Origin of the sequence: Flaviramulus aquimarinus (assembly GCF_039543205.1) — a bacterium.
In the GTDB taxonomy this organism is placed as follows: domain Bacteria; phylum Bacteroidota; class Bacteroidia; order Flavobacteriales; family Flavobacteriaceae; genus Flaviramulus_B; species Flaviramulus_B aquimarinus.
In genome coordinates, this window is sequence record NZ_BAABJH010000001.1 from 714,948 (window position 1) to 728,737 (window position 13,790).

The 13,790-nt window shown below is 33.4% G+C and carries 16 protein-coding genes; 13 read left to right on the top strand and 3 right to left on the bottom strand.

Going from position 1 to position 13,790, the window contains the following annotated elements; all coding sequences use genetic code 11:
* The first annotated feature begins 29 nt into the window (after positions 1-29).
* The 4 genes from ABD941_RS03230 to ABD941_RS03245 all read left to right on the top strand — a co-directional run bounded on the left by ABD941_RS03230 (position 30) and on the right by ABD941_RS03245 (position 3,474).
* Positions 30-1,124: a Nif3-like dinuclear metal center hexameric protein gene (locus ABD941_RS03230; RefSeq protein ID WP_345272602.1), complete on the top strand. Its 1,095-nt coding sequence runs from the start codon at positions 30-32 to the stop codon at positions 1,122-1,124.
* 3 nt (positions 1,125-1,127) lie between these two features.
* Positions 1,128-1,907, top strand: a complete 780-nt coding sequence (locus tag ABD941_RS03235; protein ID WP_345272604.1) for a zinc ribbon domain-containing protein — start codon at positions 1,128-1,130, stop codon at positions 1,905-1,907.
* 127 nt (positions 1,908-2,034) lie between these two features.
* Entirely contained in the window at positions 2,035-2,697 is a 663-nt protein-coding gene (gene msrA / locus ABD941_RS03240; RefSeq protein ID WP_345272605.1) for a peptide-methionine (S)-S-oxide reductase MsrA, read from the top strand.
* A gap of 111 nt (positions 2,698-2,808) precedes the next feature.
* Complete coding sequence (locus ABD941_RS03245) at positions 2,809-3,474, top strand: hypothetical protein (protein ID WP_345272606.1); 666 nt, start codon at positions 2,809-2,811, stop codon at positions 3,472-3,474.
* A 107-nt stretch (positions 3,475-3,581) separates the two neighbouring features.
* On the opposite strand, the gene ABD941_RS03250 is transcribed toward ABD941_RS03245, so the two are convergent.
* Positions 3,582-4,382: a class I SAM-dependent methyltransferase gene (locus ABD941_RS03250; RefSeq protein WP_345272607.1), complete on the bottom strand. Its 801-nt coding sequence runs from the start codon at positions 4,380-4,382 to the stop codon at positions 3,582-3,584.
* 132 nt (positions 4,383-4,514) lie between these two features.
* Positions 4,515-4,934 (bottom strand): (4Fe-4S)-binding protein, encoded by a 420-nt coding sequence (locus ABD941_RS03255; protein ID WP_345272608.1) that lies wholly within the window; start codon positions 4,932-4,934, stop codon positions 4,515-4,517.
* Between the two features lie 117 nt (positions 4,935-5,051).
* Between ABD941_RS03255 and kynU the strand changes: the two genes are divergently transcribed.
* The 9 genes from kynU (at position 5,052) to ABD941_RS03300 (ending at position 13,455) form a co-directional block, all read left to right on the top strand.
* A complete protein-coding gene (gene kynU, locus ABD941_RS03260; protein WP_345272609.1) occupies positions 5,052-6,323 on the top strand; it encodes a kynureninase in 1,272 nt (423 codons plus the stop codon).
* Complete coding sequence (locus ABD941_RS03265) at positions 6,316-7,713, top strand: FAD-dependent oxidoreductase (RefSeq protein ID WP_345272611.1); 1,398 nt, start codon at positions 6,316-6,318, stop codon at positions 7,711-7,713. The genes kynU and ABD941_RS03265 overlap by 8 nt, the downstream gene beginning before the upstream one ends.
* Positions 7,714-7,842: 129 nt before the next feature.
* Complete coding sequence (locus ABD941_RS03270; protein WP_345272612.1) at positions 7,843-8,244, top strand: RidA family protein; 402 nt, start codon at positions 7,843-7,845, stop codon at positions 8,242-8,244.
* Entirely contained in the window at positions 8,245-9,684 is a 1,440-nt protein-coding gene (locus tag ABD941_RS03275) for an aldehyde dehydrogenase (protein ID WP_345272613.1), read from the top strand. It abuts the gene before it with no gap.
* A 3-nt stretch (positions 9,685-9,687) separates the two neighbouring features.
* The gene (locus ABD941_RS03280) at positions 9,688-10,128 is read left to right on the top strand and encodes a GNAT family N-acetyltransferase (protein WP_345272614.1); all 441 of its coding nucleotides are present in this window, start codon (positions 9,688-9,690) and stop codon (positions 10,126-10,128) included.
* A gap of 1 nt (position 10,129) precedes the next feature.
* Positions 10,130-10,912 carry an SDR family oxidoreductase gene (locus ABD941_RS03285; protein WP_345272615.1) on the top strand — a complete coding sequence of 261 codons (783 nt, stop codon included), beginning with the start codon at positions 10,130-10,132 and terminating at the stop codon, positions 10,910-10,912.
* A gap of 156 nt (positions 10,913-11,068) precedes the next feature.
* A complete protein-coding gene (locus tag ABD941_RS03290; protein ID WP_345272616.1) occupies positions 11,069-11,599 on the top strand; it encodes a 3-hydroxyanthranilate 3,4-dioxygenase in 531 nt (176 codons plus the stop codon).
* Between the two features lie 42 nt (positions 11,600-11,641).
* Positions 11,642-12,724, top strand: coding sequence for an amidohydrolase family protein (locus ABD941_RS03295; RefSeq protein WP_345272617.1), 1,083 nt, complete (start codon positions 11,642-11,644; stop codon positions 12,722-12,724).
* 86 nt (positions 12,725-12,810) lie between these two features.
* A complete protein-coding gene (locus tag ABD941_RS03300) occupies positions 12,811-13,455 on the top strand; it encodes an O-methyltransferase (RefSeq protein WP_345272619.1) in 645 nt (214 codons plus the stop codon).
* On the opposite strand, the gene ABD941_RS03305 is transcribed toward ABD941_RS03300, so the two are convergent.
* A complete protein-coding gene (locus tag ABD941_RS03305; RefSeq protein WP_345272620.1) occupies positions 13,452-13,739 on the bottom strand; it encodes a Sec-independent protein translocase subunit TatA/TatB in 288 nt (95 codons plus the stop codon). The two genes, ABD941_RS03300 and ABD941_RS03305, sit on opposite strands and share 4 nt — an antisense overlap.
* Positions 13,740-13,790: the final 51 nt, after the last annotated feature.

Below are 13,790 nucleotides of genomic sequence, written 5' to 3' on the forward strand. Positions count from 1 at the left end.
TTGTTTTATAACCTATAGCAAAAAATAATATGGTCGTTCAAGACGTCATAAACCATTTAGAAGAACTTGCGCCTTTAGCTTACGCTGAGGATTTTGACAATGTTGGCCTTTTAGTCGGTAATAAAAACACAAAATTAACAGGTGTATTAGTCACTTTAGATACCCTAGAAGCTGTTGTAGATGAAGCTATTTCAGAAAAATGCAACCTTATAGTAAGCTTCCATCCCATTATTTTTAAAGGCTTAAAAAAGCTAACTGGCAAAAATTATGTAGAACGTGTTGTCATGAAAGCCATAAAACATGATATTGCTATTTACAGCATGCACACCGCTTTAGATAATGCCATACAAGGTGTAAATGATATGATTTGCAATCAGCTGAATCTAAAAAACAAACGCATTTTAATTCCACAAAGCGAAACCATAAAAAAACTAAGCACCTATGTTCCTAAAAATGAAGCAGAACAATTAAGAACAGCGTTGTTTGAAATTGGTGCTGGACATATTGGAAATTATTCAGATTGCAGTTTTAATGTAGAAGGTTATGGAACCTTTAAAGGCAATGATGCATCCAATCCAACAAAAGGTCAAAAAGGCAATATTCATACCGAAGAAGAAACTAAAATAACAGTTACTTATGTAAAACATTTAGAGTCACAATTACTTCAAACTCTTTTCAAAACACATTCTTACGAAGAAGTTGCTTATGAAATAACAACTTTGGAAAATAAAAATCAGAATATCGGTATGGGCATGGTTGGTGAATTAGAAGCCCCTATGGATGAATCTAATTTCCTAACCCATATAAAAGCTACAATGCACACAAAATGCATCAGGCATTCAGCATTTTTAAACAAAAAAATTAAAAAAGTAGCAGTTCTAGGAGGTTCAGGTAGTTTTGCTATACAAGCCGCTAAACAGTCTGGTGCTGATGCTTTTATAACTGCCGACTTAAAATATCATGACTTTTTTACAGCCGAAAACAGCATTCTTTTAGCTGATATTGGGCATTATGAAAGCGAGCAGTTCACAAAAAATGGTTTAGTAGCACATCTTACAAAAAAAATTACTAATTTTGCAATCATTTTATCAAAGATAAACACCAATCCTGTTAAGTATTTTTAAAGTATGGCTAAAAAGAAAGAAGTAACTGTTGAAGAGCGCTTAAGAGCTTTATACGATTTACAACTCATCGATTCTCGTATAGATGAAATAAGAAATGTTCGTGGAGAACTTCCTTTAGAAGTTCGTGACTTAGAAGATGAAGTTGCTGGATTAAACATTAGATTAGAAAAACTTGTTTCTAACCTAGAAGTAATAGACAATGATATTACTGGAAAAAAGAATTTAATTGAAGAATCTAAAGCTTTAATAAAAAAGTATAGCGAGCAACAAAAAAATGTTAGAAATAACAGAGAATTTAATTCGCTTACCAAAGAAGTTGAGTTTCAAGAATTAGAAATTGAATTAGCTGAAAAGCATATTAAAGAATTCAAAGTACAAATAGAGCAGAAAAAAGAAGTGATTTCTGAAACTAAAGATCGTTTAAAAGAGCGTGAAAATCACTTAAAACACAAGAAAAGTGAGTTAGATGCTATTTTAGCAGAAACTGAAAAAGAAGAACAAGCTTTAATTGGTAAATCTGAAGATTATAAAACACAGATTGAAGAGCGTTTAGTTGCTGCTTACACCAGAATTAGAACCAATGTAAAAAATGGTTTAGCCGTTGTACCGATTGAAAGAGGTGCTTCTGGAGGATCTTTCTTTACAATTCCACCACAAGTACAAGTAGAAATTGCTTCTCGTAAAAAAGTGATTACAGATGAGCATAGTGGACGTATTCTAGTGGATGCTGCTTTAGCAGAAGAACAAAAAGCAAAAATGGAAAAAATGTTTTCTAAACTATAATCCATTCCAAATAAAATATTTAAAGCCTTCAGTTTTCTGAAGGCTTTTTTATTATGAAAACTTTCGCGAAGTAACTTTTAAGGTTTTGTATTTTTATACGTCTATTAAAAAAAGAAAATATTAAACCATGAAACGTATCATCCCTTTATTAGCCCTAGCATTATTTTTTAGTTGTCAAAACACTGCACAATCAAAAAAAGAACAAGATGCTGTTATGCAAGCTGACCCCATTGAAGTCCCAATTAAAAACAGAAAAGCCAGAGCCTATTTTGCAAGTGGTTGTTTTTGGTGTGTTGAAGCTATTTATGAAAGTGTAAAAGGCGTAGATGAATCTATATCGGGGTATTCAGGAGGACATACAAAAAATCCAACTTACGGATCTAGCAACACGGGAAGAACTGGCCATGCTGAAGCTGTAGAAATTATTTACGACCCAAAAGTGGTGAGTTTTGAAACTTTGGTGGATGTGTATTTTGCATCGCAAAATGTAACCCAGGTAAACGGACAAGGTAATGATAGAGGCCCACAATACCGTTCTATTATTTTTTACCAAAATGAAGAACAAAAACAAATCATCTTAAAGAAGAAAACAGCCTTGGCTAAAAAGTTAGATGCTAAAATAGCAGCAGAAGTATATCCATTTCAAAAGTTTTGGGTTGCCGAAGATTATCATCAAGATTACGAAAAACTACACCCAAATAATAGCTATATAAGAGCGGTGTCCATTCCTAGACTGAATAGTTTTAAAGCTAAGTTTCCTAAGGAGTTTTTAAAAGAAGAAACACATTAAATACTTATTTGCTATGCAGAAATATAAAAACCCAAACCTTAAATAAATTCTGATTTTTAAACTTTAATAACTTCTTTTTCTTATTTTGGGATATAATTTTGATACAAAAAAATGAATAAAACCACACTTAGTTTAATCTGTATTAGCATCTTTCTTTCATTCTCAAGCTGTTCCTCAGTTAAAGTTTTAGACTCATGGAAGAATGATAGAATTACAAATATAAAAGATAACAATTTTTTAGTTGTAGCTAGAGCTAACAATCCTCAAGCTCGTATTGCTTTTGAAAATGAAATTGTTAGTCAGATGGAATCCAATGGATATCAGGCAACAGCAAGTTTTTCCAAATTTGGCAATATGAAACCCAACGAACCAAAATCTGAAACCAATAAAGAAAAACTTCAAGAGATTCTGAAACTTGAAGGCTTTAATGCCGTTATTCTTACTGTAATGAAAGATTATCAAGAAGAAACAAGACTAGAAAAAGAGGGTGGTTATTATGCTGGAGGAAACTACTATGGATATTACCCAAGGTATTATGGTGGTTTTTACCCATATTTTTATAACCCTTTGTCTTATCATACTCTAGGTAATTACGTAGAAGAGAGTTACTCAACAAGTACCTCAAAATTATATATACTAGAAACTACTATTTATAATCTTGATGAATCTGGGGAAAACCAATTAGTTGCTGTGATAACATCAAAAATTGATAATCCACAAACTGCTAGTGGTGCTGCCAAAGAATATGTGAAAGAAATATCTAAAAAATTAAAATGACAAGTAGTCTAAAACAGGCTCTTTTAAGTTAACAATATCCATTTACTTAAAAAAGTATAATTTAAAGTAAGAAAATCGTTAAACGAACTTCAAAAAGTTATTGTTCTTTAAATTTTAGTAGCTTTCAAAGTAAAAATCAAAGGGTATAATTTATCTTTAGTAACAAACATTCCAGAATCTGTTTTTATCAAATCGGGCAATACATCATAAGGGCTTTCATCAAATTCATTTAAATACTCAATACGTAATCCTGCTTCAGTTAAAGCATTAACCACTTCGCTCAAACCATGATTCCAGCCGTATTCCTTACTTATCATTTTTGAATTGTTATTGGCATACGTCCCTTCGTATTCTTCATAAATCACCTCATCTTGCATGTAACCGTATTTCATAACAGGCTTACCATCTAAATAATCAAACATCCATACAATGGGGTGGAATTCAGCTATAAAAAACGTACCTCCTTTTTTTAAACGCTCAGCTATCATTTTTCCCCAAGGCTTTAAATCGGGCAACCACCCAATCACACCATAACTTGTAAAAACAATATCAAATTCATCTTTTACAAATTCCGAAGTATCTAAAACATTGCAACACAAAAATTTAGCATCAAGCTGTAATTCATCATTTAAACTTTGGGCAAGTTTAATACCTTCGTCACTTAAATCTACACCTGTACAAGTTACCCCCATCCTACTCCAACTCAATGTATCTTGACCAAAATGACATTGCAAATGTAACAAGGTCTTCCCTGAAACATCACCTAAAGCCTCTAATTCATAAGGCATTAAAGACGATTTCCCTTTTTTAAAAGCATCTAAACGATACATATCACTTCTGGCATGAACTTTGACTTTATCATTCCAAGTCGTTTTGTTTGTATTAAAATAAAATTTATTTGAATCCATTTCTGTAAGTTAAACTTTTAAATAACGACTAAAAAACGTATAAGAAGTATACAAGTTTTTTCCGCATTATGCGCCTATATATATTAAAGCGCTTCAATATTAAATTGAAGCGCTTTTCCTTTTTTAAATAAATTATCCCTGAAATTCTGCTTTTACATGAGCGCCATCGCAATACGGTTTATTATTGGATTCGCCACACCTACAAAATGCTGTGGTTTTATTTTTCGTTTCAGAAGAACCATCTTTAGCTACAACTTTAAGTGTCCCATAAACCAACAAAGGTCCATTTTCAAGAACTTCAATTTTAGTTTCTAAAGTTTCTGATGTTTTATCGCCTTCATCATTCATATAATAGCGTAATGCACCAGACGGACATTGCTTGACTTGGTTTATAATAGCTTCGGTTTTTTCTTCATCCATTTTAATCCAAGGCCTTAATCTAGGTCTAAATACTTTAGGCAAGCCTTTAGCACAAATTGCTGAGTGTATACACTTATCAGCTTCCCAAACTACAGTTGTTTCACCATTTGAATATTCTTTTATTTTCCCCATAACCTTTATTTTTTATTAAATATACAAAAAAATTGATGCCTTTTAAACTTCTCTTCATAGAGTCTGTTTCTAACTTTATAATTCTTATTTTTGTTAGAAACCGAAAACTAAAACATCTTGTCTGACTATAAATTAGGTCTTGAATACGCTTTAGAACAAGACCAAAATGATGAATTAAAATCATACCGAAATCAGTTTCATATCCCTAAAGACAAATATGGAAACGAATGGGTTTATATGACCGGAAACTCCTTGGGACTTCAACCAAAACAAACAAAAACCTACATTAATCAAGAACTTGAAGATTGGGCAAACTTAGGCGTTGAAGGACATACAGAAGGTAAAACTCCATGGTTGCCTTACCATGAATCTTTAACTGAAAGTATGGCAAAAGTAGTTGGAGCAAAACCTATTGAGGTTGTTGTCATGAATACATTAACAGCAAACCTTCATTTTATGATGGTATCGTTTTATAAACCAACTAAAAGCCGTTATAAAATATTAGTTGAAAGTGATATTTTTCCTTCTGATAAATATGCGGTAGAATCGCAATTACGTCATCATGGATTTGATGATAAGGAAGGATTGGTTTTATGGAAACCCCGTAAAAATGAAAAGTTATTAAAATATGAGGATTTAGAGCATATTTTAGAAGACATAGGCGATGAAATCGCACTTATTATGATTGGTGGTGTTAATTATTACACAGGGCAATTTTTCGACCTAAAACGTATTACTAAACTTGGACATAACTATGGATGCAAAGTAGGATTTGATTGTGCTCATGGTGCTGGAAATGTCATTCTTAATTTACATGATTCCGGTGCAGACTTTGCGGTTTGGTGTACCTATAAATATTTAAATTCCGGACCAGGCAGTTTAGCAGGTTGTTTTGTTCATGAACGCTATGCAAATCGTAACGATTTAAATCGGTTTACTGGATGGTGGAGCCATAATAAAGAAACGCGTTTTAATATGCGTGAAGAATTTGACCAGCTTCCAGGAGCAGAGGGATGGCAGCTTAGTAACCCACCAATTTTATCTATGGGTGCTATAAAAGCATCATTAGATATGTTTCAGAAAATCAGTATTGAAAAGCTATTTAAAAAAACAAAAAAACTTACTGGGTATTTTGAGTTTTTAATAAATCAATTAAAAGAAGATACTATTCATATTATCACACCAAAAAATCCTAACGAACGTGGATGTCAACTATCCATTCAAGTAAAAAATGCCGATAAAACATTACATAATAAATTAACAGAAGCTGGAGTGATTAGCGATTGGCGAGAACCCGATGTTATTAGATGTGCTCCTGTTCCACTTTATAATTCTTTTGAAGATGTGTATCGATTGGTTGAAAATTTAAAAGCTATTTTGAATGAATAAACAACAAAACGTACTTATTATAGGAGCAGGACTTTGCGGTTCTCTTCTCGCTTTACGTCTAGGACAAAGAGGATATAATGTATCTGTTTACGAAATGCGTCAAGATATACGTAAAGTTGATATAAGTGCAGGTCGTTCAATAAACTTAGCATTTTCAAATCGTGGAAACAAAGCTATAAAGTTGGTGGGTTTAGAGCACAAAGTTAAAGCACTTTGTATTCCTATGTATGGCCGTATGATCCATGATAATCACGGTAACACCTTTCAATCAAATTATAGTGGTCGAGACCATGAGTATATCAATTCCATTTCACGTGGTGAGTTAAACGCACTACTGTTAGATGAAGCTGAAAAACATAAAAACGTTAACATCTATTTCAACAAAAAATGTAAATCAGTTGATTTTGAAAAAACGACAGCACGATTTATAGACTTCAACACCAAAGATGAATTTATTGAAGATGCCGATATTATTATAGCTACCGATGGGGCAGGTTCTGCACTACGTAAAAGTTATTATTTAGGCAAGAAATTCCTGTTTAGTTTTTCACAAGACTATTTAACACATGGCTATAAAGAATTAAGTATTCTACCAAAAGAAAATGGTGACTATAAAACCTATAAAAATGCGCTGCATATTTGGCCTCGTGGCGATTTTATGCTCATAGCCTTACCAAACTTAGATGGTAGTTTTACAGTTACGCTTTTTTTAAGTTACGATGAAGGTCCATACAACTTTAATAATTTAACTACTGAAAAAATGGTTTTAGAATTCTTCCAAAAAGAATTCCCTGATGCATTGGCTTTAATGCCAAATCTAGTTAATGATTTTTTTGAAAACCCAACAGCACCGTTAGGGACTGTAAAATGTTCCCCTTGGCATTATAAAGACAATACCTTACTAATGGGAGATTCTGCACATGCCATAGTGCCATTTTATGGACAAGGTATGAATGCATCCTTTGAAGATGTTGTTGAATTTGATGCAGTATTAGATACGCATGAAGGTCATTGGGATACCGTTTTTAGCACCTATGAAAAAACAAGAAAAAAAGACACGGATGCTATAGCAGATTTAGCTATCGATAATTTTCATGAAATGAAAGCGCATACGGCCAACCCTATTTTCCAAGAAAAACGTAAATTAGAAATGGCTTTAGAGAAAAGTTTTCCAGATGACTATTCATCAAAATATTCATTGGTAACCTTTAACGAACATATTGGCTATAGAGAAGCTATGCTAAAAGGACGTGCTCAAGACAAAGCTATTTTGAATATGCTTGCTGATGGTGAACTTAATGCCAATGACGATTTAGCAACCGTTTTAGAAAAAGTAAAAAAAGAAACTCAAAATATTTTAGAAGACGATAAAATTGCAGGGTTAAAATAACAAAAAGCCTTCCCTAACCTCTTTCAAAAGAAGGAAATAAAAGCGCTTTAAAAAAGTATAACAAAAATATTCTTATTCGCCCGAGTAAGAATCCCTTCCGCTTAGGAAGGTTATGAAGGGCTTTTAGTTATGAGTGATAAAGTAACACCCAGAGGTGCCTATCCACATACCAAATGTGTTGGCGATTTTATTTTTGTATCTGGCACCAGTTCTCGAAGACCTGATAACACCATTGCTGGAGTTGATATTATTGATGAAATGGGAACTAAATGTTTAAATATAGAAGTACAAACACGAGAGGTTATAAAAAACATAGAAAAGAATTTAGCTAAAGAAGGCGCCACTCTAAATGATGTGGTAGATGTCACCACTTTTCTAGTTAATATGAATGATTTTGCTGGTTATAACAAAGCGTACGGTGAGTTTTTCGACAAGGAAACCGGACCAACACGAACCACTGTTGCCGTACACCAATTACCTCATCCTGATTTAGTGGTAGAGATTAAGGTAATGGCTTATAAAAAAGAATAAGTGACTATCCAAAACTACATAAACGGTCAATTTGAAAATCCAATCTCAAATAATTGGATAGACAATTATTGTCCTGCCAATGGTGAAGTCTATGGTCAAATACCAAACGCCTCCAAAGATGATGTAAACAAAGCATACCAAAGTGCAAAATCTGCTTTTAAGCAGTGGTCACAAACAACCTTAGAAGAACGCAGTCGTATATTAATTAAGATTTCAGAATTACTGGAAGCTAATTTACAACGCTTCGCAGAAGCAGAAAGCAAAGACAATGGTAAACCTGTTAGTTTAGCAAAAGTGGTGGATATTCCTAGAGCAGCCAGTAACTTTAGGTTTTTTGGACATGCCATTACACAATTTGCTAGCGAAAGTCATGAAAGTATCGGTCAAAATGCTATTAATTATACCTTACGACAGCCTATAGGCGTTGTAGGTTGTATTTCGCCTTGGAACCTACCTCTATACTTATTTACATGGAAAATTGCTCCTGCCATTGCAACAGGAAATTGTGTGGTTGCTAAACCCAGTGAAGTGACTCCTATGACAGCTTATTTGCTGGGAAAAATCTGTAATGAAGCTGGACTACCAAAAGGTGTTTTAAATATTGTCCATGGCCTGGGAACGACTACAGGACAAGCTATTATCGAACACCCTAACATTAAAGCTATTAGTTTTACAGGCGGTACTACAACAGGAGCTCATATTGCCAAAGTAGTAGCGCCTATGTTTAAAAAATTATCGCTAGAGTTAGGTGGGAAAAACCCAAATATTATTTTTGCTGATTGCGATTATAAAGATATGTTGGAAACCACAGTACGCTCCTCATTTGCTAATCAAGGGCAGATTTGTTTATGCGGAAGCAGAATTTTTGTGGAAGCTTCCATTTATGATACATTCAAAACTGATTTTGTTAAAAAAATAAAACAGCTTAAAGTTGGACACCCATCTGAAAAAACAACAAATATTGGTGCTTTAGTTTCAAAATCGCATTTAGAAAAAGTTATAAGCTATATAAATTTAGCTAAAGAAGGCAATGGAAAAATACTGTGTGGTGGAAACCGCGTAACCATAAAAAATTATGAAAATGGTTATTATTTAGAGCCTACGGTTATTGAAGTTAAAACCAATGACTGTCGTATAAATCAAGAAGAAATATTTGGCCCCGTTGTTACCATAATGCCATTTAACACCGAGGAAGATGTTTTACATATGGCCAATAACGTTAAGTATGGTTTATCAGCAACACTATGGACCAACAACCTTAAACGTACTATGCGCATGAGCAACCAATTACAAACAGGTATAGTTTGGGTAAACACATGGATGTTAAGAGATTTAAGAACTCCCTTTGGTGGCACAAAAGCCTCTGGTGTTGGTCGTGAAGGTGGATTTGAAGCATTACGCTTTTTTACTGAAGCTAAAAATGTGTGTATAAAATATTGATTTATGATTGCATTAGATGACAATATTTATTTTTCATCAGATTTTGATGATATGGATTTAGCACTCATTTACAAGTTTGTTAAAAACTCATATTGGGGCGAATCTAGAACCTTTGAAGAACAAAAAACAGCATCTAAGAACACCATCAATTTTGGTTTATTTCATAACAAAAAACAAATGGCTTATGCTAGAGTTATGACAGACAAAGTCTTCTTTGCTTACCTTCTAGATGTTTTTGTAATTGAAGCCTATCAAGGTAAAGGCTATTCAAAATTATTAATTGATAATATATTAAACTTTCCAGAACTGAAAAATATTGACAAATGGATGCTAGCAACCAAAGACGCCCATGAACTTTACAAAAAATTTGATTTTGTCGCAATAAAAAGTCCTGAGAAATTAATGGAAAAACTAAGCCCAAGAGCTAAAATAATATACGAATAATATGGATTTAAAATTAAATAATAAAAACGCATTAGTTTGTGGAAGTACACAAGGGATAGGAAAAGCCACAGCTTTTGCATTGGCTGCAGAAGGTGTAAACGTAACACTTGTTGCTAGAAATAGAGAAAAACTAAAAGAAGTTTTAGCTCAACTACCGGAGCACAGAAACCATAGTTATATTGTGGCCGATTTTTCTAACCCAAGAGAACTACAAGAGCAAGTCATTAAATTTATTGAAAAAGAACATGGGTTTCATATTGTAGTAAATAACACAGGTGGCCCAAGAAGCGGAGGTATTTTGACTGCTAGTTTGGAAGCTTTTGAAAATGCATTTACTATGCACCTAAAATGTAATCACCTTTTAGCTCAAGCTACAATTCCATTTATGAAAGAAGAAGGTTTTGGGAGAATAATTAACATTATTTCCACTTCTGTAAAAGAGCCAATTCCTGGATTAGGTGTTAGCAATACAATTAGAGGTGCCGTTGGTAATTGGAGTAAAACGTTATCTATTGAAGTTGCAGAATTTGGCATAACAGTTAACAATGTACTTCCTGGTTTTACAAATACCGAACGTTTGAATGAAATTATTAAAATCAAAGCGAATATTGAAGAAAGGTCTATAGAAGACATGGCAGAAATCATGAAAAATTACACTCCAGTAAAACGCTTTGCCCAACCCGAAGAAACCGCTAATGTCATTACATTTTTAGCCAGTGAAAACGCTAGCTATGTAAACGGAATTAATGTTCCAGTTGATGGTGGGCGTACAAAAAGTTTATAGCTCACCTAATCCTACAAATCCAAAGAGAAGTAGAAATTAGCTTAATCGATATATCTTTTTTATCTTTAAACTATAATTAAGAATTTGTGTTTAACACCAACTCAAACTCCCATTTTGAGTTTCTCCCCTTTGGGGAGATTAAAAGGGACTTTTTCTATGAGTCATTTAACATCTCCTTTAAATTTTAAAGCTTGGATTGAAGAAAACAGACATCTTCTAAAACCACCCGTAGGAAACAAAGTGGTTTGGAAAGATGCTGATTTTATTGTGATGGTTGTTGGTGGGCCAAATAATAGAAAAGATTACCATTATAACGAAACCCCAGAATTTTTCTATCAGGTTGAAGGTGATATTATTCTAAAAATAATTGATAAAGGCACACCAAAAGATGTCCATATCAAAGAAGGTGATATTTACTTATTACCTCCTAAAGTACCACATTCTCCACAACGAGGAGCTAACACTGTGGGATTAGTTATAGAATATAAACGTCCTGAAGGCATGAAAGATGCACTCCTTTGGTTTTGTGAAAATTGTGTAACAAAACTTTATGAAGAAGATTTCACAGTTGAAAATATTGAAACAGATATGCCAAAAATATTTGATAAATATTATGGCGATAAAGACAAACGAAGCTGTCCGAATTGTGGCGAAATTATGCAGCCTCCTCAGAAAGTTAAAATTTGATTAAACTTAACATAAAGATTCCTGACCTCTCAGGACCTAAATATGAAACGTAGACTTAGAATTAACGGTCATTCACATTTATTGCCTTATCCTGAAGATATTCCAGAGTTCATGCAAGAAAAAGGTATTTTTTGGGTAGACAAAGACCGGAAATTTATGCTTCAAAAAGATTGGAGCAGACCTGTTACAGATTCTAGTTTTTTCTTGCATGAAAAACTAGAATGGATGGAACGTAATAAATTAGACCATGCTGTGGTTTTAAATTTATCACAGCTTTACGGTAATGGCTTGCGCGTTGAGGAAATGAAGAAAGCACTACGTTTTCAGAATGATTTTAATGCCAAAGTTCAACATGAAAACCCAAGCAAATTTACTTGTGGATTTGTGGTACATCCTGGTTTTGTTAGAAGTGCATGCTGGGAAATAGAACGTTGTGTAGAAAATCATGGTATGCAATTGTTGTGTTTACCAACACATTACATGGATACTATTGGTACATGGCGTTGTATTTTTGATGAGGAAAATGAGCCCATTTTTGAATTAGCCGATAAATACAATTTAGCTGTTGAAATTCATCCCTATGATGGCGAAAAATTTATAAAATTAGAAAACACCTCATGGCGTTTTCATTTAATTTGGATGTTGGCTCAATGCGCAGATGCTTATCATTTTTTAACTTTAAATGGCTATCAAGAAAAGTTCCCAAACATGCGAACCTGTTTTGCTCATGGTGGACAATTAGCACAAATTAATTTAGGGAGACGTATACAAGGGTTTGATGGTAGACCAGATTTATTTGAAGGTAAACACCACCCAAGAAAAGCAGTTGGACATAAAAATATTTTCTTTGACACTTTAGTACACGATACAGGTGGCTTAGAATTATTGATTAGAAATCATGGCTCTAAGCAAGTGATTATGGGACTTGATGACCCTTACCCGCTTGGTGAAATGGAAAGCGACAGACAATCTTCTTACCCAGGAAAAATATTGGACTTAGCCATGAGCAGAAAAATTATTAACCAAGATGAATATCATGATATATGGGAGAATAATGTGATTCAATGGTTGTGTGGCGATGATGAAACTGCTAAACAAAAATTATTAAATAGAATTTTAAATTAACTAAAAGTCTACCTCGGGCGCAATCGAGAGACTGTTAAATAAGAACAATATTAAATAGGTCACCACTGCGACCAATTATACAAAACATGCATTTTATACCTGAAGACTTAGATAATTATGTGGTTTCTCACTCTGAAAATGAGCCAGAATTACTACAACAACTAAATAGAGAAACATACCAAAAGATTTTACAACCTAGAATGCTTAGCGGCCATTATCAAGGTAGAATCTTAAATATGATTTCTAAACTTGTTAGCCCTAAAAACATTTTAGAAATTGGTACTTACACAGGCTATTCTGCTTTGTGCTTAGTTGAAAGCATACAAGCTGATGGCGTATTGCATACCATTGATATAAATGAAGAACTGGTTGATTTTCAACGAAAATATTTTGATAAATCTGGATACGGAAACCAAATTCATCAACATCTAGGAAATGCTTTAGATATTATACCAAAGCTTGATGATACTTTCGATTTAGTTTTTATTGATGCTGACAAAGAAAATTACTCCAATTATTTTAATGTAATCATTGATAAACTAAATCCAGGAGGTATTATTTTATCTGACAATGTTCTGTGGAGTGGAAAGGTATTGGAAACTACTTTTAAAAAGGACGACACCTCTACGCCTGCCCTAATAGCATATAATGCACTTTTAAAAAATGATAAACGTGTTGAAACCGTTGTTTTACCAATTCGAGATGGGCTGACTATTAGCAGGAAACTTTAGAATTTACGCTTTACTGAACCTGTAAAACCCTCTATATCGTCCTTTACCTTATCTAGTTCTTTTTTAACATCTTTGGTAATATCAGTATCTATACCGTGTTTATCTGCTGTTTTGGTAATTTCGTACTTTATATCGTTAGTGGCATCTTTAAGTGTTCGCATGCCTTTACCTAAACCACGGGCAATTTCTGGCAATTTATCGGCACCAAAAACCATAATAGCAATAAATAGAATAAAGGCTATTTCGGCACCACTGATAAATAAAAATGTAGCTTGTTGTATCACAACACAAATATAGTGAGTTGTTTTGTTAGAATAAAAAAAAGCCGATTGTAA